Origin of the sequence: Citrobacter sp. Cpo089 (genome assembly GCF_030332695.1) — a bacterium.
GTDB lineage: Bacteria > Pseudomonadota > Gammaproteobacteria > Enterobacterales > Enterobacteriaceae > Citrobacter > Citrobacter portucalensis.
In genome coordinates, this window is record NZ_JAOWHJ010000050.1 from 92,731 (window position 1) to 119,464 (window position 26,734).

At 52.6% G+C, this 26,734-nt stretch carries 19 protein-coding genes and 1 riboswitch; of the genes, 11 read left to right on the forward strand and 8 right to left on the reverse strand.

Features of this window, described 5'->3' with window-relative positions; all coding sequences use genetic code 11:
- From OGX92_RS09320 to katG, 3 genes are all read left to right on the forward strand, one after another.
- The gene (locus OGX92_RS09320) at positions 1–2,433 is read left to right on the forward strand and encodes a bifunctional aspartate kinase/homoserine dehydrogenase II (protein ID WP_003825164.1); all 2,433 of its coding nucleotides are present in this window, start codon (positions 1–3) and stop codon (positions 2,431–2,433) included.
- A 372-nt stretch (positions 2,434–2,805) separates the two neighbouring features.
- Positions 2,806–3,693: a methylenetetrahydrofolate reductase gene (metF, locus tag OGX92_RS09325; RefSeq protein ID WP_003825161.1), complete on the forward strand. Its 888-nt coding sequence runs from the start codon at positions 2,806–2,808 to the stop codon at positions 3,691–3,693.
- A gap of 168 nt (positions 3,694–3,861) precedes the next feature.
- On the forward strand, positions 3,862–6,042 hold the full coding sequence (katG, locus tag OGX92_RS09330) for a catalase/peroxidase HPI (protein ID WP_126957423.1): 2,181 nt from the start codon (positions 3,862–3,864) through the stop codon (positions 6,040–6,042).
- A gap of 86 nt (positions 6,043–6,128) precedes the next feature.
- Here the strand turns inward: katG and gldA are convergent, their stop codons facing one another.
- The 6 genes from gldA to argE form a co-directional block, all read right to left on the reverse strand.
- Positions 6,129–7,232, reverse strand: a complete 1,104-nt coding sequence (gldA, locus tag OGX92_RS09335) for a bifunctional L-1,2-propanediol dehydrogenase/glycerol dehydrogenase (protein WP_003825158.1) — start codon at positions 7,230–7,232, stop codon at positions 6,129–6,131.
- Between the two features lie 12 nt (positions 7,233–7,244).
- Positions 7,245–7,907, reverse strand: a complete 663-nt coding sequence (gene fsa, locus OGX92_RS09340) for a fructose-6-phosphate aldolase (RefSeq protein WP_003825157.1) — start codon at positions 7,905–7,907, stop codon at positions 7,245–7,247.
- Positions 7,908–8,152: 245 nt separating this feature from the next.
- Positions 8,153–9,013 carry a helix-turn-helix transcriptional regulator gene (locus OGX92_RS09345; RefSeq protein ID WP_063941749.1) on the reverse strand — a complete coding sequence of 287 codons (861 nt, stop codon included), beginning with the start codon at positions 9,011–9,013 and terminating at the stop codon, positions 8,153–8,155.
- A gap of 151 nt (positions 9,014–9,164) precedes the next feature.
- On the reverse strand, positions 9,165–10,898 hold the full coding sequence (locus tag OGX92_RS09350) for a phosphoethanolamine transferase CptA (protein WP_003825142.1): 1,734 nt from the start codon (positions 10,896–10,898) through the stop codon (positions 9,165–9,167).
- 210 nt (positions 10,899–11,108) lie between these two features.
- Positions 11,109–13,760 (reverse strand): phosphoenolpyruvate carboxylase, encoded by a 2,652-nt coding sequence (gene ppc, locus OGX92_RS09355; protein ID WP_003825139.1) that lies wholly within the window; start codon positions 13,758–13,760, stop codon positions 11,109–11,111.
- Positions 13,761–14,029: 269 nt separating this feature from the next.
- On the reverse strand, positions 14,030–15,181 hold the full coding sequence (argE, locus tag OGX92_RS09360) for an acetylornithine deacetylase (protein WP_286586460.1): 1,152 nt from the start codon (positions 15,179–15,181) through the stop codon (positions 14,030–14,032).
- Positions 15,182–15,336: 155 nt separating this feature from the next.
- On the opposite strand from argE, the gene argC reads away from it, so the two are divergent.
- From argC to oxyR, 4 genes are all read left to right on the forward strand, one after another.
- Positions 15,337–16,341, forward strand: a complete 1,005-nt coding sequence (gene argC / locus OGX92_RS09365; RefSeq protein ID WP_003825135.1) for an N-acetyl-gamma-glutamyl-phosphate reductase — start codon at positions 15,337–15,339, stop codon at positions 16,339–16,341.
- 10 nt (positions 16,342–16,351) lie between these two features.
- On the forward strand, positions 16,352–17,125 hold the full coding sequence (gene argB, locus OGX92_RS09370; RefSeq protein ID WP_003028854.1) for an acetylglutamate kinase: 774 nt from the start codon (positions 16,352–16,354) through the stop codon (positions 17,123–17,125).
- Between the two features lie 108 nt (positions 17,126–17,233).
- Entirely contained in the window at positions 17,234–18,604 is a 1,371-nt protein-coding gene (gene argH / locus OGX92_RS09375; RefSeq protein WP_286586461.1) for an argininosuccinate lyase, read from the forward strand.
- A gap of 332 nt (positions 18,605–18,936) precedes the next feature.
- A complete protein-coding gene (gene oxyR, locus OGX92_RS09380; protein WP_003028858.1) occupies positions 18,937–19,854 on the forward strand; it encodes a DNA-binding transcriptional regulator OxyR in 918 nt (305 codons plus the stop codon).
- Here the strand turns inward: oxyR and sthA are convergent.
- Positions 19,837–21,237: a Si-specific NAD(P)(+) transhydrogenase gene (sthA, locus tag OGX92_RS09385; protein WP_003028860.1), complete on the reverse strand. Its 1,401-nt coding sequence runs from the start codon at positions 21,235–21,237 to the stop codon at positions 19,837–19,839. The two genes, oxyR and sthA, sit on opposite strands and share 18 nt — an antisense overlap.
- A gap of 191 nt (positions 21,238–21,428) precedes the next feature.
- Between sthA and fabR the strand changes: the two genes are divergently transcribed.
- Positions 21,429–22,064 carry an HTH-type transcriptional repressor FabR gene (gene fabR / locus OGX92_RS09390; protein ID WP_003028862.1) on the forward strand — a complete coding sequence of 212 codons (636 nt, stop codon included), beginning with the start codon at positions 21,429–21,431 and terminating at the stop codon, positions 22,062–22,064.
- Positions 22,065–22,079: 15 nt separating this feature from the next.
- Positions 22,080–22,439 (forward strand): YijD family membrane protein, encoded by a 360-nt coding sequence (locus OGX92_RS09395; protein WP_003825114.1) that lies wholly within the window; start codon positions 22,080–22,082, stop codon positions 22,437–22,439.
- An 82-nt stretch (positions 22,440–22,521) separates the two neighbouring features.
- Here OGX92_RS09395 and trmA read toward each other — a convergent pair whose 3' ends face one another.
- Positions 22,522–23,622 (reverse strand): tRNA (uridine(54)-C5)-methyltransferase TrmA, encoded by a 1,101-nt coding sequence (gene trmA / locus OGX92_RS09400; protein WP_063941750.1) that lies wholly within the window; start codon positions 23,620–23,622, stop codon positions 22,522–22,524.
- 115 nt (positions 23,623–23,737) lie between these two features.
- Positions 23,738–23,924: riboswitch (cobalamin riboswitch) on the forward strand.
- A 65-nt stretch (positions 23,925–23,989) separates the two neighbouring features.
- On the opposite strand from trmA, the gene btuB reads away from it, so the two are divergent.
- Together btuB and murI are read left to right on the forward strand one after the other, a co-directional pair.
- Positions 23,990–25,846, forward strand: coding sequence for a TonB-dependent vitamin B12 receptor BtuB (gene btuB, locus OGX92_RS09405; RefSeq protein ID WP_003825100.1), 1,857 nt, complete (start codon positions 23,990–23,992; stop codon positions 25,844–25,846).
- Complete coding sequence (gene murI, locus OGX92_RS09410; protein ID WP_003825097.1) at positions 25,791–26,642, forward strand: glutamate racemase; 852 nt, start codon at positions 25,791–25,793, stop codon at positions 26,640–26,642. Before btuB ends, murI begins: the two co-directional genes overlap by 56 nt.
- Positions 26,643–26,734 lie beyond the last annotated feature (92 nt).

Here is a 26,734-nt window from a genome sequence, read left to right on the forward strand (position 1 = left end):
ATGAGTGTGATTGCGCAGGCAGGGGCGAAGGGTCGTCAACTGCACAAATTTGGTGGTAGTAGTCTGGCAGACGTGAAATGTTATCTGCGTGTCGCAGGCATTATGGCGGATTACTCGCAGCCTGATGACATGATGGTTGTTTCAGCCGCAGGCAGTACCACTAACCAGTTGATTAGCTGGCTGAAATTAAGCCAGACCGATCGCCTTTCTGCGCATCAGGTTCAACAGGCGTTACGTCGCTATCAAAGTGAGCTTATCAGCGGTTTGTTACCTCCTGAGGTAGCGGATGGACTGATTGGCGCGTTTATTCACGATCTGGAGCGTCTGGCCGGATTACTCGACAGCGGTGTGAACGATGCCGTCTATGCTGAGGTTGTTGGGCATGGTGAGGTATGGTCCGCGCGTTTGATGTCTGCGGTCCTTAACCAACAGGGGCTGGAGTCAGCCTGGCTGGATGCGCGCGATTTTTTACGTGCTGAACGCGGTGCCCAGCCGCAGGTAGATGAAGGTCTTTCTTACCCGCTGCTACAGCAACTGCTGGCGCAGCATCCGGGTAAACGGCTGGTGGTTACCGGCTTTATTAGCCGCAGCAATTCCGGTGAAACGGTCCTGCTGGGGCGTAACGGCTCCGACTACTCGGCGACGCAGGTTGGCGCGCTGGCGGGCGTTTCTCGCGTAACTATCTGGAGCGATGTCGCCGGGGTTTACAGTGCGGATCCGCGTAAAGTAAAAGACGCCTGTTTGCTGCCGCTGCTGCGTCTGGATGAAGCCAGCGAACTGGCACGTCTGGCGGCACCGGTTCTCCATGCCCGTACCTTACAGCCGGTTTCCGGTAGCGATATCGATCTCCAGCTGCGTTGTAGCTATACGCCGGAGCAGGGTTCAACGCGCATTGAACGCGTACTGGCCTCCGGTACCGGGGCGCGTATTGTGACCAGTCATGATGACGTCTGCCTGATTGAGTTTTTGGTTCCGACTGGCCAGGACTTTAAGCTGGCTTATAAAGAGATTGATCAGGTTTTAAAACGTACCCAGGTGCGTCCGCTGGCAGTGGGTGTGCATCCTGACCGCCAACTGCTGCAATTTTGCTATACCTCCGAAGTCGCTGACGGCGCACTGAAAATTCTTGATGAAGCTGGTCTGCCAGGCGAGCTGCGTCTGCGCCAGGGGCTGGCGCTGGTGGCGATGGTCGGGGCGGGCGTCACCCGTAATCCGCTGCATTGCCACCGTTTCTGGCAACAGTTGAAAGGTCAGCCGGTTGAATTCACCTGGCAATCGGAAGAGGGTATCAGCCTGGTCGCGGTACTGCGTACTGGGCCAACAGAGAGCCTGATTCAGGGTCTGCATCAGTCAATTTTCCGTGCGGAAAAACGCATTGGTCTGGTGTTGTTCGGCAAAGGCAACATTGGTTCGCGCTGGCTGGAGCTGTTCGCTCGCGAGCAGAGCACGCTCTCGGCGCGCACCGGATTAGAGTTTGTGCTGGCGGGTGTGGTTGATAGCCGTCGTAGTCTGCTGAATTACGAAGGGCTGGATGCCAGCCGCGCGTTAGCTTTCTTTGATGACGAGGCAGTAGAGCAGGATGAAGAGTCTCTATTCCTGTGGATGCGTGCTCACCCGTATGATGATTTAGTGGTGCTGGACGTTACTGCCAGCGAGCAACTGGCGGATCAGTATCTGGATTTTGCCAGCCATGGTTTCCACGTTATCAGCGCCAACAAACTGGCGGGGGCGAGCAGCAGTCATAATTATCGCCAAATTCATGACGCTTTTGAAAAAACCGGTCGCCACTGGTTGTATAACGCCACCGTGGGTGCAGGCTTGCCGATCAACCATACCGTGCGCGATCTGATTGATAGCGGAGATACCATTCTGTCGATCAGCGGGATCTTCTCAGGCACGTTGTCGTGGTTGTTCCTGCAATTTGATGGTACGGTCCCGTTCACCGATCTGGTGGATCAGGCGTGGCAACAGGGTCTGACTGAACCCGATCCGCGCGTAGATCTTTCTGGCAAAGATGTGATGCGTAAGCTGGTGATTCTGGCGCGTGAAGCAGGTTACGACATCGAACCGGACCAGGTTCGCGTGGAATCGCTGGTGCCTGCGCACTGTGAAGAAGGCTCTATTGACCATTTCTTTGAGAATGGTGATGAGCTGAACGAACAGATGGTGCAGCGTCTGGAAGCGGCGCGTGAAATGGGGCTGGTGCTACGCTATGTGGCGCGTTTTGATGCTAACGGTAAAGCGCGCGTTGGTGTTGAAGCGGTTCGTCCTGAACACCCGCTGGCGGCGCTGTTGCCGTGCGATAACGTATTTGCCATTGAAAGCCGCTGGTATCGCGATAACCCGCTGGTGATCCGTGGACCGGGCGCAGGTCGTGACGTCACCGCCGGCGCTATTCAGTCAGACATCAACCGTCTGGCGCAACTGCTGTAGTTTTTGTTGCCGGATGATCCGGCCGACGGTTCGTTTGTGACCCTGGCCGGATAAAATACGTCAACAGCCTTCTGCATAATCACTTCAACTCTCATCCTGGGTTAAACCTACCCGTATTGCGTCTTACCCGCGCTCTGGCCAGAGGCGAGGCTGTCACCGCTCTCGTTAACGGCTTGCAGACGGCCATGACGCAATCCCCCATCATTTCAGGCTGATGTGAATTTTTTTCACGTTGGCTGAGTATTCCTCACCTTTAACGATGATTTTTGTGTTGACGCCAGCGTGCTTTTCCGTCATTTTTACATCTAGACGTCTAAACGTATAGCAGTTCACAACACAACATATAACGACAAAAGATTGATGAGGTAAGGTATGAGCTTTTTTCACGCCAACCAGCGGGAAGCCCTGAATCAGAGCCTGGCGGAAGTGCAGGGTCAGATTAACGTTTCGTTTGAGTTTTTCCCGCCGCGCACCAGTGAAATGGAGCAAACCCTGTGGAACTCCATCGATCGCCTGAGCAGCCTGAAGCCGAAGTTTGTTTCAGTCACCTACGGTGCAAACTCTGGTGAGCGCGACCGCACGCACAGCATTATTAAAGGTATTAAGGATCGCACGGGTCTTGAAGCGGCTCCGCACCTGACCTGTATTGATGCAACCCGCGATGAGCTGCGGACCATTGCTCAGGACTACTGGAATAACGGTATTCGTCATATTGTTGCTCTGCGCGGTGACTTGCCGCCGGGAAGCGGTAAACCGGATATGTATGCCTCTGACCTGGTGACTCTGCTGAAAGACGTTGCGGATTTTGATATCTCCGTTGCGGCTTATCCGGAAGTACACCCGGAAGCGAAGAGCGCTCAGGCCGATCTGCTGAACCTGAAGCGGAAGGTAGATGCCGGTGCAAACCGCGCGATCACCCAGTTTTTCTTCGATGTAGAAAGCTATCTGCGTTTTCGTGATCGCTGCGTGTCTGCGGGTATCGATGTGGAAATTATTCCGGGCATCTTGCCGGTATCTAACTTTAAACAGGCGAAAAAATTTGCCGATATGACCAATGTTCGTATCCCTTCCTGGATGTCGACCATGTTTGATGGTCTGGATGATGATGCCGAAACCCGTAAGCTGGTGGGTGCAAACATCGCCATGGACATGGTGAAAATCCTCAGTCGCGAAGGGGTGAAAGATTTTCACTTCTATACGCTCAACCGCGCCGAGATGAGCTACGCTATTTGTCACACACTGGGTGTAAGACCGAATTAAACAGATGCCCCAGCCCTCTACGGAGGGCTTTTTTTTGATCATTTTGATCTACATCTCTGTAACTTAAAATATAAAAGGAATTAGCTATCGAATCTGTGGGTTATTTCGACTATATCTTATCTCTGGTGGTGTATATCGTAGTCAGAACACTGTAAAGGGAGCATATAGATGAGCATGTCCGACGATAGCCAGAACGCATCAACTGCCGGTAAGTGTCCTTTTCATCAGGGCGGTCACGATCAGAGCGCGGGAGCAGGAACGAATAACCGCGACTGGTGGCCTAACCAACTCCGCGTTGATCTTTTAAACCAACATTCCAATCGTTCGAACCCGCTGGGTGAGGACTTCGACTACCGTAAAGAGTTTAGCAAACTCGACTATTCTGCCCTGAAAGGGGATCTCAGAGCCCTTCTGTCCGAATCTCAACCGTGGTGGCCCGCTGACTGGGGAACCTATGCCGGATTATTTATCCGCATGGCATGGCACGGTGCAGGGACCTATCGTTCCATCGATGGACGCGGTGGCGCGGGTCGCGGACAGCAGCGTTTTGCACCACTGAACTCCTGGCCGGACAACGTCAGCCTGGATAAAGCGCGTCGTCTGCTGTGGCCAATCAAGCAGAAATATGGTCAAAAAATTTCCTGGGCCGACCTGTTTATCCTTGCGGGCAACGTGGCGCTGGAAAACTCCGGCTTCCGTACCTTCGGCTTTGGTGCCGGTCGTGAAGATGTCTGGGAACCGGATCTCGACGTAAACTGGGGTGATGAAAAAGCCTGGCTGACCCACCGTCATCCGGAAGAGCTGGCGAAAGCGCCGCTGGGCGCGACCGAAATGGGTCTTATCTATGTAAACCCAGAAGGGCCGGATCATAGCGGCGAACCGCTCTCAGCGGCAGCGGCGATTCGCGCGACCTTCGGTAACATGGGCATGAACGACGAAGAAACCGTGGCGCTGATTGGCGGCGGTCATACGTTGGGCAAAACCCACGGCGCAGCACCGGCTTCGCACGTTGGGGCCGATCCAGAATCCGCGCCGATTGAAGCGCAGGGCCTGGGCTGGGCCAGCAGCTACGGCAGCGGCGCGGGTGCAGACGCAATTACTTCCGGTCTGGAAGTTGTGTGGACGCAGACGCCGACCCAATGGAGCAACTATTTCTTCGAGAACCTGTTCAAATACGAGTGGGTACAAACTCGCAGTCCGGCAGGCGCGATTCAGTTTGAAGCCGTTGACGCACCAGAAATTATTCCCGATCCGTTTGATCCATCGAAAAAACGTAAGCCGACGATGCTGGTTACCGACCTGACGCTGCGTTTTGATCCTGAGTTCGAAAAGATCTCCCGCCGTTTCCTGAACGATCCGCAGGCGTTTAACGAAGCGTTTGCCCGTGCATGGTTTAAGCTGACGCACCGTGATATGGGGCCAAAATCGCGCTACATCGGACCGGAAGTACCAAAAGAAGATCTGATTTGGCAAGACCCGCTGCCGCATGCGTTCTTCAACCCAAGCGAAGAAGATATTCTGAAGCTGAAGGCGACCATCGCCGCTTCCGGGTTGTCCGTGGGCGAACTGGTATCGGTAGCGTGGGCTTCCGCATCAACTTTCCGCGGTGGGGATAAACGTGGCGGCGCTAACGGTGCGCGTCTGGCGCTGGACCCACAGCGTGGCTGGGATGTGAATGCTACCGCGGCACGCGTACTGCCTGTGCTGGAAGGCATTTATAAGTCAGCCCATACCGCTTCGTTAGCCGATATTATCGTGCTGGCCGGGGTTGTTGGTATAGAGCAGGCGGCTAGCGCTGCGGGTGTCAGCATTAAGGTACCTTTTGCACCGGGCCGCGTGGATGCGCGCCAGGATCAAACGGATATTGAGATGTTCGAATTGCTCGAGCCGATTGCCGATGGTTTCCGTAACTACCGCTCTCGTCCAGACGTGTCGACCACCGAGTCGCTGCTGATTGATAAAGCACAGCAGCTGACGCTGACCGCACCGGAAATGACCGTGCTGGTGGGCGGTATGCGTGTACTGGGCACCAACTTCGACGGTAGCCAGCACGGCGTCTTTACCGATCGTCCAGGCGTACTCAGCACTGACTTCTTCGTCAATCTGCTGGATATGCGTCATGAGTGGAAGGCGGTTGATGAGTCAAAAGAGCTGTTCGAAGGTCGTGACCGTCTGAGCGGCGAAGTAAAATACACGGCAACCCGCGCCGATCTGGTGTTCGGTTCTAACTCCGTACTGCGCGCAGTGGCTGAAGTTTATGCCTGCAGCGATGCTCACGAGAAGTTTGTGAGAGATTTCGTTTCCGCATGGGTGAAAGTAATGAACCTGGATCGTTTCGATCTGCTGTAACAGCTAATGCCGGATGTCGCTTGCGCGGATCCGGCATGGTATGAATAAAAAAATCCCCGCTTTTGCGGGGATTTTCTATTTGCAGGTTATTCCCACTCTTGCAGGTAACGTTGACCGTACTGATCAGCCACCAGCAGGGCGGCATACACCTGGTCCGGCGTCGCGCCGCCAGGCATGTTGTGGATGGTTTCGCCTTCGGCACAGGCTGCCTCAGCCACAATGCGCATTTTCGCTGGGATATCCTGTTTGATATCCAGTTGCGCCAGGGTAATCGGTAGGCCAACGGAATGGCACAGTGCTGCAACGGTTTCAATTTCATCGACCGGCGCGTTTTCCAGCACCAGCTGCGTCAGCGTACCGAAAGCCACTTTCTCGCCGTGATAGTAGTGATGCGCATCCGGGATTGCAGTCAGACCGTTATGAATGGCGTGAGCCGCTGCCAGACCACCGCTTTCAAAACCGACGCCACTCAGATAGGTGTTGGCTTCAATAACACGTTCCAGTGCCGGTGTAACCACGTGCTGCTCGGCTGCCAGCATCGCTTTTTCACCTTCTTCGATTAGCGTATTAAAGCACAGCTCTGCCAGCGCCAGCGCCGCCTGAGTACATTGACCGCCCGCCATGGTGGTTGCGCCGCTACGTGAACAGGCACGGGCTTCGAACCAGGTCGCCAGCGCATCGCCAATACCCGCAGCTAACAGACGTGCCGGTGCGCCCGCGACAATTTTGGTATCCACAATGACCCTGTCCGGGTTGTTGGGCAGCAGCAGATAGCGATCGAATTCACCGGCATCGGTGTAAATGACGGACAGCGCGCTGCACGGCGCATCGGTAGAGGCGATGGTTGGGGCAATGGCGACAGGCACGCCCATAAAGTGCGCCAGCGCTTTGGCGGTATCCAGCGTTTTACCGCCGCCAATACCAAGTACTGCGCCACACTGCGCTTTTTCTGCCACGCCGCGCAGACGGTCGATTTCGTTTTGTGAACATTCGCCGCCAAACGGTGCAATTTCCAGCGCCAGTCCGGCATCCTGGAAGCTTTTTTCCAGTGCGCCCTGGGCAAAACCTAAGACAAACTTGTCCCCAACGACCAGCCAGCGTTCTGCCAGTGGTTTGAGGTAGCTGCCAAGACGGGTAATAACATCGGCACCCTGGATGTACTTACCAGGTGATTGAATAATGCGATCCATACTTTATTTCCCTCACAGGTTGATGTGACCAAATGCGTTGTTCCAGTCCTGCTCAAACTTCTCTATTGCTGACTCTACCGCAGGGGTATTGAGCATTTGTTGCGCGACGTCTAATGGCAGGGTGATAGCTTCACATCCTGCCAGTAAGCAATCCAGCGCCTGACGCGGGGTTTTAAAGCTGGCTGCCAGTACCATGCTGTTTGGCGCATGCAGTTCCAGTAACGTTTGCAGTTCCTGTACAGTGCGAATTCCGTCGCCGCCCTGCGCGTCGATACGGTTAACGTAAGGTGCGATATATTTAGCTCCCGCCAGCGCAGCCAGTAGCCCCTGAGAAGCACTGTAAACCGCGGTTCCTAGCGTGGTGATGCCCTCTTTTTTCAGCATCTTAATCGCGGCCAGACCTTCGGATGTCACCGGGATTTTCACTACCAGACCGGGCACCGCGTTGCTCAGGCGTTTGGCCTCTTCCACCATGCCCTGCGCGTCTCGGCTCATGGTTTGGGCAAACAAAATACCCTCTTCGCCGATGGCGTTTTGCAGGCGTGGCAGTACATCCCAGATGGATTCTTTGCTTGCCGCTACAATGCTTGGGTTGGTGGTGACACCCGCGATAGGGAAGATGCGTGCCAGACGTTCAACTTCCGCGACGTTGGCGGTATCAAGGTAAAGTTCCATATAAAACACCCTCTTTGTTTTCTATTAGCAGCCCGTTGCCGGGATGCTTTGCTGTAAACAGGATAAGAGTGTTTGGTTAAGCTCCGCTATCTGACAAATTTGCCAAAAGCTGGATAAATGTAATGTATAAATAAAAATGAGAGATACTTCACATATCAGTTTTAGGTGAGTTTATTCTGGTAATGTGGGGAATAGATTTCTATTTGTATATTACAAAAATCCAGTGAATGTTGTTTTTGTCTTCTTTATTGCTGGCGGATATCTTTCTCCGTCAATTGGCTGTGGTACTGCCGACGGTATTCTGATGGCGAACGTTCGGTATTTTTGCGAAACAGGCGGCAGAAGTAGTTGCTGTCAACAAACCCACAAATGTGCGCCACCTCTTTAATCTTCAATTCGTAACCCTTCAACAGCGTTTTTGCGTGCTCCAGTCGCGTGTGGTTCAGGTATTCGTTAAAACCGATAGCGCCCGTTTTTTGAAAAAGGTGGGAAAGATAATTGGGTGAGATGTAGAACGCCTGCGCGACGGATTCTCGGGTGAGTGGTGAAGCGTAGCGTTCGTCAATATAGTTGCGAATGGCTTCGAAAAGCGCCTGACTGCGTGATGCGGTTTGGATCTGGCTGCCGAGCAAATCGCGGCAGTGGCTCAGCAAGCTCGCAACGATTAGCCTGGCGGTTTGCTGCTCCTGCGGCTGCATCTGCATTTCATTGAGCGTTTGCAGCAGGAATGAGCCAATACGCGGTCCACGCCGCGCGACGTGCTGACGGGTAAGGTTTTGATATTGCTTACCGTCCCACTGCACGATGCTAAAACCCAGTTGCTGTTTGCCAAATAAGATACTGAGCGTGGTCACCGGTGTGAGCCACTGTGGAAAGTTCCAGCCACCAGCCGGAACGAACAAGGCATCGTAAGGCTGTAACGTCGCGGATGCGCCAGCAACACCGTTATCGGTGAATTCACCTTCCAGCACAATCTCCAGGCGGGGAAAATCGACCTGATACGCCAGTTCCGGCGTTGAGCTACTGGTGCTGGCAAAGTAAATCTGGCGCAGCGGCGTGGGGCCGTTGATCAGGCGAGAGAGCAGGTGGCTGATGTCATGATACATGTTAATCCCTTGCAGGCAGCAGACAGGGAAACAGTAACGTTGAAAACAATCGCCCTCAAGTGATTATTGCCGGATGGCGGCTAATGCCTTATCCGGCCTACAAGTCTTTGCGAGCTGTAGGCCGGATAAGCGTAGCGCATCCGGCAGACTGTTACTGATTACCGATTTGATCGCCGTAAGGCAGGGTATCGTAATCAATCAGGGCATTCTTTTTGTACGGGTTGCCAATCCAGCGGGTCGTCTCTTTGAACTGCGGGCTGGTAATGGCACGAGTTGGATCGAAACCATCATAGGTGAAGCCCGCTAAATCAGACCAGGTGTGGATAAGCTCTGAGCTGCTGTATTTACGATTCACATCCTGTGAGAAGTCACGCGGGTGTGCAGCCTGCCATTTTTCCGAGGTCCACAGCAGGAACGGCACCGTATACATATGACGCGTTGGGTTGTCTTCATTACGACCCTGCGTTTTATGCGGCGGCGTATCGTATACCTCTTCTCCATGATCGGAGAAGTACAGCAGGAAGCCGTTCGGATCGGTCGCTTTATAGTCTTTGATCAGACTGGCAATGATATGGTCATTGTAAACATTCGCGCTGTCGTAATCGTTGTAAGCTTCCAGCTCATCGTCACTCAGGCCAGCGGGCACATTGTCGATATTATTGTCGAACTTACCCTGACCATCCGGATAGCGGAATTTGTACTTAATATGCGTTCCCAGCAGGTGCACGATGATGAACTTTTTCGGTGCAGGGTCAGCCAGTACTTCTTTAAACGGTGCCAGCACGTTGCTGTCATATTCGCGTGCACTTTGTGTACGCTGCTGGTTCATATAGAACTGTTTATCCGTCTGTTTAGAGAACACTGTCAGCATGGTGTTGCGGGCAGTCATCGTCTGCTGATTGGTGATCCAGAAGGTTTTATAACCTGCCTGTTTCATCATGTTCATCAGGGACGGCTGCGTCAGATACAGATCCGGGTTCTTCTCGTTAGCGAAGGTCAGCGCCTGCTGCAGGATTTCAATGGTGTACGGACGGGAGGTCACGACATTATTGAACACGGTGAAGTTAGGATCGGATTTATGCAGCGCATCCAGTTCCGGCGTTGTTTCGCGTGGGTAACCGTACAGGCTCATGCGGCCACGTTGCGTTGATTCGCCAATCACCAGTACCAGCGTACGCGGTGCATCACCTGAGCTGTCTTTAAAGTTGGCCAACGGCGGTAGGGCATTGTTCTCATTCAGCAGGCTGTTCAGCGCGGTCAACTGCTGACGATACTGATAATAACCGGAGATGAATTGCCATGGCGCAGCTGGTTCCATGCGTGAGGCGAGACCATTCAACGTTTTTTCAAATGGTTTATGTTTGATAAACGTGTTCACCGTCATCGGATGCAGAATCAAACCGTATAACAGTGCAAACGACACCAGATAGCGCCAGGGTGATGGAATATGCACAGGACGCAGACGTGTCCATAGCAGAATTGCCGCAGCTGTATAGGCCAGCGCAATTAAGACAATCTTCAGACTGAAATATTGGCTCAGATATTCGCTGGCTTCGTTCGCATTGGTTTCAAACATTACGTACAGAACGCTTTGCGAGAACTCTTGTCCGTAAATGACGTAATAGCTTAGAGCAGCCAGCGAGGCCGCCCATAGCATTACGCCAATGACGGCAGCAATAACGCGGATACGGTTTGGAAATAAGAATACCGGAATCAACCACAGCGAACTGAACAGTAAGGAGTCGCGTAAACCATTAGTTCCGCTATAGCCGGATAAGAGAATAACGACCTGGAGTAAACTGGAAAAAAAACAAAAATAGAGGAGCGCCCAACCCAGGGCTTTCCAGCTAAATTTAGGTTTAGACTGGGGGTGTAAGGATTGCATAATGTAAGCCTGTCTTTAATTGTAGCGCCAAGAGTAGCACTTAAACATTAAGAGGAACTGAAGCATCACGATCTTAGGATCGTGTTTTGCCATCTATATATTCATTTAGTGAATATATTCGAGGGGGAATATATTGAAAATGAAGTGGTTGTAACAGCGGTTTTTGCCGTCGCCTCCGAATAATAGCACGAAGGCGACGGGGGAGGGATGTTAGCCTGTATTACGCATACCAGCGGCGACACCAGCGATTGTGACCATCAATGCTTGTTCCACGCGAGGGTCCGGTGCATTGCCTTGCTCTTCCGCCAGGCGTGAGCGGTGTAACAGCTCTGCCTGTAATACGTTCAGCGGGTCAGTATAAATATTTCTTAACTGAATGGACTCGGCAATCCACGGCAGGTCGGCCATCAAATGTGAGTCGTTGGCAATCGCCAGTACGACATCGATATCTGCTGCCAGGCGTTGGCGTAGCTCTGCACCCAACGGCCACAGATCTTTTTTGACCAGGCGCTGATCGTAATACTCTGCCAGCCACAGGTCTGCTTTCGCGAAAACCATTTCCAGCATGCCAAGGCGTGTGGAGAAGAATGGCCAGTCGCGGCACATGGCTTCAAGTTCGCTTTGCTTGCCGTCTTCAACCACTTTTTGCAGCGCGGTACCTGCACCCAGCCAGGCCGGGAGCATCAGGCGGTTCTGCGTCCAGGCGAAGATCCACGGAATGGCGCGCAGAGACTCTACCCCGCCGGTCGGACGGCGTTTTGCCGGACGTGAACCGAGCGGGAGTTTACCCAGTTCCTGCTCCGGTGTAGCTGAGCGGAAATAAGGGACGAAGTCTTTGTTTTCACGCACATATCCACGATAGAGCTCGCAGGAAATATCGGAAAGTTCATCCATGATATGACGCCAGCTATCTTTCGGTTCTGGCGGTGGTAACAGGTTGGCCTCCAGAATTGCTCCGGTATACAGCGACAGGCTGCTGATGGTCACTTCCGGCAGGCCGTACTTAAAGCGGATCATCTCCCCTTGTTCTGTCACGCGCAGACCACCTTTCAGGCTGCCCGGCGGTTGAGAGAGTAGCGCTGCATGGGCAGGCGCGCCGCCGCGACCAATGGAACCACCGCGACCGTGGAACAGCGTCAGTTCGATACCGGCTTTTTCGCAGGTTTTGATTAGCGCGTCCTGAGCCTGGTATTGCGCCCAGGAGGCCGCCATCACGCCCGCGTCTTTTGCGGAATCAGAGTAGCCAATCATGACCATCTGTTTGCCCTGAATAAATCCGCGGTACCAGTCGATATTCAACAGTTGCGACATGACGTCATCGGCATTGTTGAGGTCGTCCAGCGTTTCAAATAGCGGAGCGACCGGCATAGCAAAACCAATTCCGGCTTCTTTCAGCAGCAGATGCACGGCCAGCACATCCGACGGAGTTTTCGCCATCGAGATAACATAGGCGGCAATGGAGCCATATGGGGCTTCGGCAATGACCCGACAGGTGTCGAGCACTTCGCGGGTGTCGTTGCTCGGTTCCCAGTTACGCGGCAGGAGCGGACGCTTGGAATTCAGTTCGCGGATCAGGAAAGCCTGTTTATCCGCTTCCGACCAGTTTTCGTAGTCGCCAATGCCCAGATAACGGGTCAGTTCGCCCAGGGCTTCAGTATGACGGGTGCTTTCCTGACGAATATCAATACGCACCAGCGGTACACCGAAACACTTCACGCGCCTAAGGGTGTCGAGCAATTCGCCATTGGCGATAATGCCCATGCCACAGGCCTGTAGAGACTGGTAGCACGCGTATAGCGGGTCCCAGAGCTGTTCGTTTTGGGTGAGAAGTCCCGCAGGTTTCGGCAATTTCTCGCCTTTCAGACGGGCTTCAAGCCAGGCCTGGGTTGCCATCAGACGAGAACGCAGGGTTTTCATCAGATAGCGATAAGGTTCAGCTGCACCTTCTTCGCCTACCAGCGCCATCAGCTCCGGCGTGGCATCCACCATCGACAGCTCAGAAATCAGAAACTGGATGTCTTTCAGGAACAGGTCTGTCGCTTTCCAGCGGCTGAGCAGCAGCACGTGACGGGTGATATCTGCCGTTACGTTCGGGTTACCATCACGGTCACCGCCCATCCAGGAAGTAAATCGAACCGGGACAAAATCAACCGGCAGCTTATAACCCAGATGCTCTTCCAGTTGTTCATTCAGCTCGCGCAGGTAGTTCGGCACACCTTCCCACAGGCTGTTTTCAACTACCGCGAACCCCCATTTGGCTTCATCAACCGGGCTTGGGCGCAGCTTACGGATCTCATCCGTATGCCAGGACTGAGCAATGAGCTGACGCAGACGGCGCATCAGTTGGTTGCGTTCATAATCGACGAGGTCTTTGTTATCAAGCTGCTTGAGGCAGGCGTTCACTTCACCCATTTTATGGATCAGCGTACGACGAGTGATCTCGGTCGGGTGGGCGGTGAGTACCAGCTCCAGAGAGAGTGATTCTACGGCTTTCTTGATGGTGGCGTCATTGAGGTTGGGCTGCTCTTTCAGTTTACGCAGAGTGCGAGCAATCACTTCCGGGTTGCTGGCTGCTTCGCCTTTTGGCGAAATGCTGTGGTATTGCTCGGCGGTGTTGGCCAGGTTCAGGAACTGGCTAAATGCGCGGGCAACCGGCAGCAGCTCGTCGTTAGACAGATTTTGCAGTGTGGTGAGCAATTCCTGGCGATTAACTTCATTGCCAGCGCGAGATGATTTGGACAGCTTACGAATTGTTTCTACGCGATCAAGAATGTTCTCTCCCAGCGCATCCTTGATGGTCTCTCCCAGCACTTTGCCGAGCATACTGACATTACTACGCAACGCGGAATATTGTTCGTTCATATTAACCCAGACACCCCATCTATTTTGAATATGTCCTGTATCTTTCGCGCCTGACTATCACGCGAAATCTTGCGGACTTAACTTTTTAGCCGTCTTTTATAAAGCCACGTAAAACACGTGACGTCAATTGCTGCGAAATCGGTTCAGCAAACGAATAAATGCCGTGAATTTACGTTATTTAATTCACATCCAATCAAATAAGCGTTGCTTATGGAAATGTTAAAAAATCACCCCGCTTACCACTTAAGGATTAGCGGGGTGACAAGTAGTTAATGCCAGCAAAAATGATGCACAACCTGGGTGATTAATTCGCGAGTTGGCTTAATAAAGCGTGTTTCCAGATATTCATCCGGCTGATGCGCCTGATTAATAGAACCTGGACCCAATACCAGCGTCGGGCAAAGCGTCTGGATAAATGGCGCTTCGGTGCAGTAGTTCACCACTTCAGTCTGTGCGCCCAGCAGTTTCTCAACCACCTCCACCAGTTGATGGTCAGGCGGACACTCATAGCCTGGAATCGGCGGATGCAGTTCCGATACGGTCAGGCGACCCGGCCAGCGTTCGCTGACAGGGGCCAGCGCTTCGTTAAGTAACCCATTGAGATCGTTTAGCGTCATACCCGGTAGCGGTCGAATATCCATATGCAGTTCGCAGCAGGCGCAGATTCTGTTGGCGGCGTCGCCGCCGTGGATGTGGCCCAAATTTAACGTTGGATACGGAACGGTAAAGGCATCATGGTGATAGCGCGCTTTCAGGTCATCGCGCAGATGCATGATATGGCCGATGGCATCATGCATCAGTTCAATCGCATTAACGCCACGTGCCGGATCGCTTGAATGACCCGATTGTCCCAGAATGCGTATCGCATTAGAGATATGACCTTTGTGTGCACGAACCGGTTGCAGTGAAGTGGGTTCGCCAATAATCGCGCAGTCTGGGCGCAGAGCAGTGGTTTCAGAAAAGTAGCGAGCTCCCGCCATGCTGGTCTCTTCGTCAGCAGTGGCCAGAATGTAGAGGGGCTTTTTCAGCTTTGTGACGTCGACATCACGCAACGCGTCGAGGATAAAGGCGAAGAAGCCTTTCATGTCCGCCGTACCCAAACCATAGAGCTTATTGTCATATTCGGTCAGGGTGAACGGATCGCGCGTCCAGCGTCCATCGTCAAAGGGTACGGTATCGGTATGACCCGCCAACAACAGACCACCAGCGCCCTGTCCAATGCTCGCCAGCATATTGAATTTATTTCGCGTATCGGGAACCGGTTGGACCTCCACATTGAAGCCTAAATCTTTAAACCAGCCCGCCAACAGAGTGATTAAACCTGCATTGCTTTGATCGAGCGCTTCTTCGGTAGCGCTAATCGATGGCGTGGCAATCAGAGCGCGGTAAATCTCGATAAATGGCGGTAAATTGTTTTTCATTGTTGACACACCTCGGGTCATGATAGTATCAATATTCATGCAGTATTTGTGAATAAAAATACATTAACGTTGAGCGTAATAAAACCCACCAAGTGTAAGGTGAGGTGATAAAGGCTTATACCTGGCAACAGAATCTAAGAAGGTGAGCAGCCCCGATGTTGAATACGCTGATTGTGGGCGCCAGTGGCTATGCCGGCGCAGAGCTTGTGACCTATGTAAATCGCCATCCTGATATGACCATAACCGCTTTGACCGTCTCAGCGCAAAGCAATGATGCAGGAAAATTAATCTCCGATTTGCATCCGCAGTTGAAAGGCATTGTCGATTTACCGTTGCAGCCAATGTCAGATATCAGCGAGTTTAGCTCAGGGGTGGATGTTGTGTTCCTCGCAACGGCTCATGAGGTAAGTCATGACCTGGCGCCGCAGTTTTTGCAGGCCGGTTGCGTGGTGTTTGACCTCTCTGGCGCGTTTCGCGTAAATGACGGCGCGTTCTATGAGAAATATTATGGTTTTACCCATCAGCATCCCGACCTGCTGGAGCAGGCAGTTTACGGGCTGGCGGAGTGGAACGCGGACAAGCTGAAAGAAGCGAATCTGATTGCTGTGCCGGGTTGTTACCCGACGGCGGCGCAGCTTTCGCTGAAACCACTGATTGACGCCGGACTGTTGGATCTCAGTCAGTGGCCGGTAATTAATGCGACCAGCGGCGTGAGCGGCGCGGGCCGTAAAGCGGCTATCTCTAATAGTTTTTGCGAAGTAAGCCTGCAACCGTATGGCGTGTTTACCCATCGTCATCAGCCGGAAATCGCCACTCATCTGGGGGCTGAAGTGATTTTCACCCCACATCTGGGCAACTTCCCGCGCGGAATTCTGGAAACTATCACTTGCCGCCTTAACGCGGGTGTAACTCATGCTCAGGTAGCTCTGACGCTGCAACAGGCGTATGGCGATAAACCGCTGGTGCGTCTGTATGACAAAGGGGTTCCAGCGCTGAAGAATGTGGTTGGATTACCATTCTGTGATATAGGGTTTGCTGTGCAGGGTGAGCATTTGATCGTTGTGGCGACGGAAGACAACTTATTGAAAGGCGCGGCGGCACAGGCGATGCAGTGCGCAAATATTCGTTTTGGCTTTGCCCAAACGCAGTCTCTTATTTAAGGGTGCAACAATGAATCCATTAATTATCAAGCTGGGCGGCGTTTTACTGGATAGCGAAGAGGCGCTGGAGCGCTTGTTTACCGCACTGGTTAATTATCGTGAGTCGCACCAGCGTCCGCTGGTCATTGTGCACGGTGGCGGCTGCGTGGTCGACGAGCTGATGAAGCAGCTTAACCTGCCGGTGAAAAAGAAAAATGGTCTGCGCGTCACGCCTGCCGATCAAATTGACATTATTACCGGTGCCCTGGCGGGAACGGCGAATAAAACCTTGCTGGCCTGGGCGAAAAAGCATCACATCGCGTCTGTTGGTCTGTATCTTGGCGATGGCGACAGCGTAAAAGTGACGCCGCTCGATAAAGAACTGGGTCATGTTGGGCTGGCGCAGCCGGGTTCGCCTAAACTGATTAACACGCTGCTGGAAAGCGGTTTTCTGCCGGTAGTGAGCTCTATTGGTGTCACTGATGATGGTCTGCTGATGAACGTGAATGCCGATCAGGCTGCAACGGCGCTGGCGGCAACGCTGGGTGCGGATCTGATCCTGCTCTCTGATGTGAGCGGTATTCTGGATGGCAAAGGCCAGCGCATTGCCGAAATGACCGCAGCGAAAGCGGAACAGCTGATTGAACAGGGCATTATTACCGATGGCATGATCGTGAAGGTGAATGCGGCGCTGGATGCCGCGCGTACGCTGGGCCGTCCGGTGGATATCGCCTCCTGGCGTCATGCAGAGCAACTTCCGGCGCTGTTTAACGGCACGCCAATTGGTACGCGTATTCTGGCTTAACTATTAATGTGCCGGATGGCGGCTTTGCCTTATCCGGCCTACGTGGGTTTTGTAGGCTCGGTAAGCGCAGCGCCACCGGGCAAAAATATCATATTAAGGAAATTTGTTATGGCACTTTGGGGTGGGCGTTTTACACAGGCAGCAGATCAGCGGTTCAAACAGTTCAACGACTCGTTGCGTTTTGACTACCGCCTGGCAGAACAGGATATTGTTGGCTCTGTGGCCTGGTCCAAAGCGTTGGTAACAGTCGGTGTACTGACCGCCGATGAACAGCTGCAGTTGGAAGAGGCGCTGAATAACCTGCTGGAAGAGGTTCGTGCGAATCCTCAGCAGATTCTGCAAAGCGATGCCGAAGATATTCACAGTTGGGTGGAAGGTAAGCTGATTGATAAAGTCGGCCAGCTTGGTAAAAAACTGCATACCGGGCGTAGCCGTAATGACCAGGTCGCGACCGATCTCAAGCTGTGGTGCAAAGACACGGTTATCGAATTACTGTCGGCCAATCGTCAGTTGCAAACTGCGCTGGTGGTGACGGCGGAGAATAACCAGGACGCCGTCATGCCGGGTTACACCCACCTGCAACGTGCGCAGCCGGTGACGTTTGCTCACTGGTGTCTGGCCTATGTTGAAATGTTGGCGCGTGACGAGAGCCGTTTGCAGGATGCGCTCAAACGCCTGGACGTCAGTCCGTTAGGCTGCGGCGCGCTGGCGGGTACGGCGTATGAAATCGATCGCGAGCAGTTGGCGGGTTGGTTGGGCTTTGCCTCGGCAACGCGCAACAGCCTGGACAGCGTTTCTGACCGTGACCACGTGCTGGAGTTACTCTCCGACGCCTCTGTCGGCATGGTACACCTGTCGCGTTTTGCTGAAGATCTGATTTTCTTTAACACCGGCGAAGCGGGCTTTGTTGAACTCTCCGACCGTGTGACTTCCGGTTCATCTCTGATGCCGCAGAAGAAAAACCCGGATGCGCTGGAGCTGATCCGTGGCAAATGCGGTCGCGTGCAGGGTGCGCTGACCGGCATGATGATGACTTTAAAAGGCCTCCCACTGGCATACAACAAAGATATGCAGGAAGACAAAGAAGGGCTATTCGACGCGCTCGACACCTGGCTGGACTGTCTGCATATGGCCGCGCTGGTGCTGGATGGCATCCAGGTGAAACGTCCGCGTTGTCAGGAAGCGGCGCAGCAGGGTTATGCTAACGCCACTGAGCTGGCGGATTATCTGGTGGCGAAAGGCGTCCCGTTCCGCGAAGCGCACCATATCGTGGGGGAAACGGTGGTCGAGGCGATTCGCCAGGGCAAACCGCTGGAAGCGCTGTCGCTTGCCGACTTACAAAAGTTCAGCCAGGTGATTGGCGATGACGTTTACCCGATCCTCTCGTTGCAATCGTGTCTGGATAAACGTGCAGCGAAAGGTGGTGTGTCGCCGCAGCAGGTTGCGCAGGCGATCGACTTCGCGAAGGCACGCCTGTAGGTCGGATAAGGCGAAGCCGCCATCCGGCACTGTGCGCCGTTCTGCCTGATGGCGCTACGCTTATCAGGCCTACCAAACCATAACCCGGCCGAGCTTTGCGACGCCGGGCTTTTTTATGCAAAAAAAATGCGGACTCAAGGTCCGCAAAAGTTCACGTTGGCTTTAGTTATTTCGAGTATGAGAGAAACTCTCAAACGGACAGTAGCTTCAAGGGTTAAAGGGGTACCGTTCCGTTTCTGTGGTGCATTATTAAACAGAAAGCTTGATAGGGATAATCGTTCGTTGCTATGCTACCTATCGCTACGAACTATCGTGGCGATGGAGGATGAATAATGAATATTCGTGATCTTGAATACCTGGTGGCACTAGCCGAACATCGTCACTTCCGACGAGCGGCAGACTCCTGTCACGTTAGCCAACCCACGCTGAGCGGGCAGATCCGCAAGCTGGAAGATGAGCTTGGCGTCATGTTGCTGGAGCGTACGAGTCGCAAGGTGCTGTTCACCCAGGCCGGTTTGCTGCTGGTGGATCAGGCGCGCACCGTGCTGCGCGAGGTCAAAGTGCTCAAGGAGATGGCAAGCCAACAAGGCGAGACAATGTCTGGCCCGCTGCATATTGGTTTGATCCCAACGGTGGGGCCATACCTGCTGCCGCATATTATCCCTATGTTGCACCAGACCTTTCCAAAACTGGAAATGTATCTTCATGAGGCGCAGACGCATCAGCTGTTGGCGCAACTGGATAGCGGTAAGCTCGACTGCGTCATCCTGGCGCTGGTGAAAGAGAGTGAGGCGTTCATCGAAGTACCATTATTTGATGAGCCTATGCTGCTGGCGATCTATGAAGATCACCCATGGGCAAACCGTGACTGTGTACCGATGTCCGATCTGGCGGGTGAAAAACTGCTGATGCTGGAAGATGGCCACTGTCTGCGCGATCAGGCGATGGGTTTCTGCTTTGAAGCGGGTGCTGATGAAGATACCCATTTTCGGGCAACCAGTCTGGAAACGCTGCGTAACATGGTGGCGGCAGGCAGTGGTATTACCTTGCTGCCTGCGCTGGCCGTTCCGCCGGAGCGTAAGCGTGATGGTGTCGTTTATCTGCCATGCATTAAACCCGAACCGCGTCGCACGATTGGTCTGGTGTACCGTCCTGGTTCGCCGCTGCGCAGCCGTTATGAACAGCTGGCAGAGGCCATCCGTGGATCAATGGATGGCCATTTCGACAGTGCGTTAAAACAGGCGGTTTAAGCCATTTAGCGCCGCTACCCGATAGGCTTCTGCCATGGTTGGGTAGTTAAAGGTGGTGTTAACGAAGTACTCGATAGTGTTACCACCACCTTTTTGCTCCATTATCGCTTGTCCGATGTGAATAATTTCGGCCGCGCGCTCCCCAAAGCAGTGGATCCCCAAAATCTCTTTGGTTTCGCGATGGAACAGGATCTTCAGCGTTCCGACACTCATACCCACGATTTGTGCACGTGCCAGATGCTTAAACTGGGCGCGGCCAACCTCGTATGGAACTTTCATTGCCGTGAGCTGCTGTTCTGTTTTACCAACGGAGCTGATTTCCGGAATGGTGTAAATTCCGGTTGGGATATCTTCGATCAGATGCGCGGTGGCTTCGCCTTTTACCAGTGCCTGGGCGGCAATGCGTCCCTGGTCGTAGGCCGCTGATGCCAGGCTCGGATAACCGATCACATCCCCTACGGCATACACATGCGGCAGCGCCGTCTGGTACATACTATTCACTTTGAGCTGCCCGCGGCTGTCGGTTTTCAGACCAATGTTTTCCAGCGCCAGCGAATCGGTATTACCGGTACGGCCATTGGCGTACAGCAGGCAGTCGGCCTTCAGTTTCTTACCGGACTTCAGGTGCATGATGACGCCGTCATCGCAACCTTCAATCTTCTCATACTCTTCGTTGTGGCGAATGACCACACCGCTGTTCCAGAAGTGGTAAGAGAGCGAGTCGGACATCTCCTGATCGAGGAATGCCAGCAGACGATCGCGGGTGTTGATTAAATCAACTTTGACGTCCATTCCACGGAAGATCGACGCATATTCACAGCCAATGACCCCCGCGCCATAAATCAGCACATGACGGGGTTCGTGGTGCAGGCTCAGGATAGAGTCACTGTCGTAAACCCGGGGATGCGAAAAGTCGACATCAACAGGGCGATAAGGACGCGAACCGCAGGCAATAACAAACTTATCCGCAGTCAGCGTTTCCACCGTACCGTCGTGACATTCCAGGGCAATCGTGTGTTCATCAACAAAACGGGCATTTCCCTGCAAAATTTCGCAGTGGTTGCGTTCGTAAAATCCTTGCCGCATACGTGTTTGCTGATTAATAACGTTATCAGCGTGGTTGAGAATATCGGCGAAAGAAGAACGAAGGAGTCGGGAGTGGTCGCTGTACAGTGGGTTCTGATTGAATTCAATAATGCGGCTGACGGCGTGGCGGAGAGCTTTCGACGGGATGGTGCCCCAGTGGGTACAACCTCCGCCGACGTTATGATAGCGCTCAATTACCGCGACGCGCGCTCCTTGCTTAACCAGACCCATTGCCGCGCCTTCGCCGCCGGGACCGGAACCTATTACTATTGCATCGTAATCGTAAGAATGTGACATGGTCAGGCTTACCTGTTCTTATACATAAAAGCAACAGAATAGTAACATCGTTGTTGAGATAACCCAATTATCGTTGTGCTTTTTTGCGAACTCGAAGCACAAACTGCGCGTAAACAATCATTCACAAAGCCATGCCAACCGCCTAATCTCTGGTATAGTGCCAGCAAGGTATGTGGAAGGATTCAGACATCGTGATGGGCGTTAGAGCGCAACAAAAAGAAAAAACCCGGCGTTCGCTGGTAGAAGCCGCATTTAGTCAACTGAGCGCTGAGCGCAGTTTTGCCAGTCTCAGTTTACGCGAAGTTGCTCGTGAAGCGGGCATTGCGCCAACCTCGTTTTATCGCCATTTCCGCGATGTGGATGAACTCGGCCTGACGATGGTGGACGAAAGCGGTCTGATGCTGCGTCAGTTGATGCGCCAGGCGCGCCAGCGTATCGCGAAGGGCGGGAGTGTGATCCGCACCTCGGTCTCAACATTTATGGAGTTCATCGGCAACAATCCCAACGCCTTCCGTTTATTATTGCGCGAGCGTTCGGGGACATCCGCAGCGTTTCGTGCAGCGGTCGCTCGTGAAATTCAGCACTTCATTGCGGAACTTGCGGACTATCTGGAACTCGAAAACCATATGCCTCGTGCGTTTACTGAAGCGCAAGCCGAAGCCATGGTAACCATTGTATTCAGCGCCGGGGCAGAAGCACTGGATGTTGGCGCTGAACAGCGCCGACAGCTGGAAGAGCGGCTGGTATTGCAACTACGCATGATCGCGAAAGGCGCATTTTATTGGTACCGCCGTGAACAAGAGAAGATGACGCACCACTCCGAGTAACGAGAAGGACAAGCAATGAAACAGTCAGGTCAAGATAAAGGTACGCTGCTGCTGGCGCTGGTTGCTGGCTTATCGATCAATGGTACATTTGCGGCGCTGTTTAGCTCCATTGTGCCATTCTCCGTATTCCCGATCATTTCGCTGGTGCTGACGGTGTATTGTCTGCATCAACGCTATCAGAACCGCACCATGCCTGTGGGATTGCCGGGCCTGGCTGCAGCCTGCTTTATCCTCGGCGTTCTGTTGTACAGCACCGTGGTACGCGCTGAATATCCGGATATTGGCTCTAACTTCTTCCCGGCGGTACTGTCTGTAATTCTGGTGTTCTGGATCGGCTTTAAAGTCCGTAACCGTAAACAGGAAATTGCGGAGTAACAGTTGTAGCGGTAGGCCGGATAAGGCAACGCCGCTATCCGGCAATCTGAACAGGTAGCGCTTATCCAGCCTACGTTCTGTCTTACTTCTTGGTTAACAGTACGCCGCACTCCATATGGTGCGTATACGGGAACTGATCGAATAGCGCCAGACGTGAAACATTGTGCGTCTGGCTTAACGTTTCCAGGTTCTTACACAATGTCTCCGGATTGCAGGAGATGTACAGAATGCGCGGATACGCCTGCACCATTTTCTCCGTTTCACTGTCCAGACCGCTGCGCGGTGGGTCAACGAAGATAGTTTCACACTGGTAACTCTTCAGATCGATTCCCTGCAGGCGGTTAAATTCGCGAACCCCGTTCATTGCCTGAGTAAACTCTTCGGCCGCCATGCGGATAATTTGTACGTTATCAATATGGTTAGCCGCAATGTTGTACTGTGCAGCAGCCACGGATGGCTTGGCGATTTCCGTCGCCAGTACGCGTTTGAAGTTTTGTGCGAGGGCTAACGAGAAATTGCCATTGCCGCAATACAGCTCCAGCAGGTCGCCTTTTGAGCCCCTGGTGACATCAATCGCCCACTCCAACATCTGAATATTCATGGCGGCGTTCGGCTGGGTGAAGCTGTTCTCAACCTGGCGATAGATAATCTCTTTACCCGCAACCGGCAAGCGTTCGTCAATGTAGTCCTGATCCAGCTCGATTTTGGTTTTGGTTGCCCGGCCAATCAGATGCACGTTCAGGTTTTTCGCCCGCAGCGCATCCCGCAGCGCTTCAGCTTCCTGACGCCATTCATCATCCAGCTTTTTATGGTACAGCATCGATACCACCGCCTGATCGCTCAGGGTTGTGAGGTAATCAATCTGAAACAGTTTGTGACGCAGGACGTGGTTGTTGCGAACGCCTTCGATCATTGCCGTCATCAGCGTGTTGATAAGCTCACTGGCTGCCGGGAAGCTGTCGACACGGATACGGTTTTTGGTCTGGCTGTCGAACATGATGTGGTACAGATCATCACCTTCATGCCACAAACGGAATTCCGCGCGCATACGGTAGTGGCTGACCGGTGAGCGAAACACTTCCGGAGCCTGTGCATAAAATGGCGTCATTAAGCTCTGCAGACGCACCACTTTTTCAGCTAACTGTGCGTCGTACTGTTCTGTCGGAAGGTGTTCGGGGGTCATGATGCGTCCTGAAAAATAAAAGTACGCGGGGATTGTAGGGATTGCTCATCAGATGTCCAGTCATTGATGATTTCCGATATTGTGATACGCAGTCTGGACAGTGGGTTGTAACAAACTGTAGCATCCGTTTTCCGGTCCTGTGAGTTAAAAGGGAATCCAGTGTGAATCTGGAGCTGACGCGCAGCGGTAAGGAAGGTAGGGGATGAGCGCACCTGGTGCAGACACTGCGGCATGCCGTGGGAAGTTATCGTCTCTTTAAGTTGCCTCCAAGCCCGAAGACCTGCCGGCTAACGTCGCATCTGGCTTTCATCATCGCGTACTATCGGTGGGACCTGCGGCATCCTTCTTATATTGTGGATGCTTTACAATGATTAAAAAATCGTTGCTGTGCACGGCACTTTCCGTCACGGCATTTTCTGGTTGGGCACAGGATACTAGCCCAGATACTCTCGTCGTTACTGCCAACCGTTTTCAGCAGCCTGTTAATACCGTGCTGGCACCTACTGAAATTGTGACACGCGAAGATATCGATCGTTGGCAATCAAAAGATCTGACTGATGTGATGCGTCGTCTGCCTGGTGTGGATGTTGCGCAAAATGGGGGGATGGGACAATCCAGTAATATCTATATCCGTGGTGCAGAAGCGCGCCATACTTTAGTTTTAATTGATGGTATTCCTTTGGCAAAGTCGGGAATTACAGGTATTGCCGATTTTAGTCAAATCCCCCTCTCTTTGATTCAACGTATTGAAATGATTCGTGGCCCGCGCTCGGCAGTCTATGGTGCGGATGCAATTGGCGGTGTTATCAATATCATTACCCAGAATACGCAACCCGGCGGCAAAGTTCAGGTTGGGGTGGGTTCTAATCATTACCAGCAATACGATGCGAGTCTGCGTCAGGAGCTTGGCGAAGATACACTGGCGACGATTGCTGGCTCTTTCACTGATACAAAAGGCTACAACGTCCAACCCGATTCTTCATATTCGGGAGATAGTGACCGTGATGGCTTCCGTAATAAGACATTTTGGGCTGGAGTGACCCACAAATTTACTGACGAATTATCCGCTTTTGTTCGTGGTTATGGTTATAGCAACAATACGGACTATGATGCAGGCTATAAAGATGGGGGTGATGAGCACCAGGTTTACAACCACACCTATGAAACAGGACTTGCATGGAATAATGATTTTTACTCCACACAACTTACTGGTAGTTATCAGAAATATAAAGACTATAACTATTCCAGTACGCAAGGCTTGTATCAAGCAGGGACCACACTTGATGATATGACGCAGAAAAACGTCCAGTGGGGCAACAGCTTCATAGTAGGGAAAGGAACGGTTAGTGCGGGTATTGACTGGCAACAACAAAAACTGACATCAGTTGATACGTATAACTCTAATGATTATAAGCGTGATAACACCGGTTATTATCTGACTGCGCAACAAAAGGTGGATACGGTAACTCTTGAAGGCGCGCTACGTGGAGATGATAACGAACAATTTGGTTGGAATGGCACCTGGCAAACAGCAGTAGGCTGGGAATTTGTACCTGATTACCAAGTAACAATTTCCTATGGCACAGGATTCCAGGCGCCTACACTGGGACAAATGTATGGCCAAAGCCGTTTGTATATTACCCCTAACCCTAATTTGGAAGCCGAGAAATCAGGTCAATTTGAAGTCGGATTACAAGGGTTGACAGGACCGGTTAACTGGCGGCTTGCGGCATACCAGAACAAAATTAAAAATCTGATTGATTATTACTCCCCAGATAACGGTATGACAGGGGTGTACTACAATACCCAGTCAGCAACGATTAAAGGTGTAGAGTTAACAGGAGACTTTGATACTGGGCCAGTGACGCATCGTATTAGCATGGGTTATCTTGACCCGCGTCGGGATTCTGATAATGAAGTCTTGGCTCATCGTTCCCGTCAGCAATACAAATACCAACTGGATTGGACGATGCTCGGCTTTGATATGGATTTGTCCTATCAATATTATGGCAAGAGTTACAATAATAACTCGAATCAGTTTTCCAGCACACAGCGTCGTATGCCGTCGTATAGCCTGTTAGATATCTCTGCCTCATATCCAATCACCTCACAGCTGACAGTTCGTGGTAAAATCGCCAACCTGTTCGATAAAGATTACGAGACAGTTTATGGCTACGCAACTGCAGGACGGGAATACACCTTGTCTGGCAGCTACACCTTCTGATCCCCGTCCCACCGTGCTGGTGTTTGATTCCGGCGTCGGTGGGTTGTCGGTCTATGACGAGATCCGGCGTCTTCTGCCGGATCTCCACTATATCTACGCTTTCGACAACGTCGCCTTTCCTTATGGAGAGAAGAGCGAGGAGTTTATCGTCGAGCGTGTTGTTGAGATTGTGACTGCGGTCCAGCAGCGCTATCCCCTCTCTCTTGCGGTCATCGCGTGTAATACAGCAAGCACGGTGTCGCTCCCTGCGTTACGTGAGAAATTTGCTTTCCCGGTTGTGGGCGTGGTGCCTGCGATTAAACCGGCAGCGCGACTCACGGCGAACGGTATTGTGGGGCTACTGGCTACACGTGCAACGGTGAAGCGCTCGTATACCCATGAGCTGATTGCGCGATTCGCTAACGAATGCCAAATTGCAATGTTGGGTTCTGCTGAGCTGGTGGAACTTGCGGAAGCGAAGCTACACGGTGAAACAGTTTCTCTGGAAGAGCTGCGGCGTATTCTGCGTCCGTGGCTGCGGATGTCTGAACCACCTGACACTGTAGTGCTCGGCTGCACTCATTTCCCTCTATTACAGGAAGAGCTTTTACAGGTCCTGCCCGAGGGGACGAGACTGGTGGATTCTGGTGCCGCGATAGCGCGCCGCACGGCCTGGTTGTTAGAGCATGAAGCACCAGATGCGAAATCAACCGATGAGAACGTCGCATTTTGTATGGCAATGACGACAGAAGCTGAACAATTATTGCCTGTGCTACAGCGCTATGGCTTTAAAACGCTCGAAAAACTGTCAGTTTAAGTGGTTTTGATGAAAAAATACGCACTCGGAAGATTATTTTAAATTTCCCCTTGTCAGCCTGAAATAACTCCCTATAATGCGCCTCCACTGAC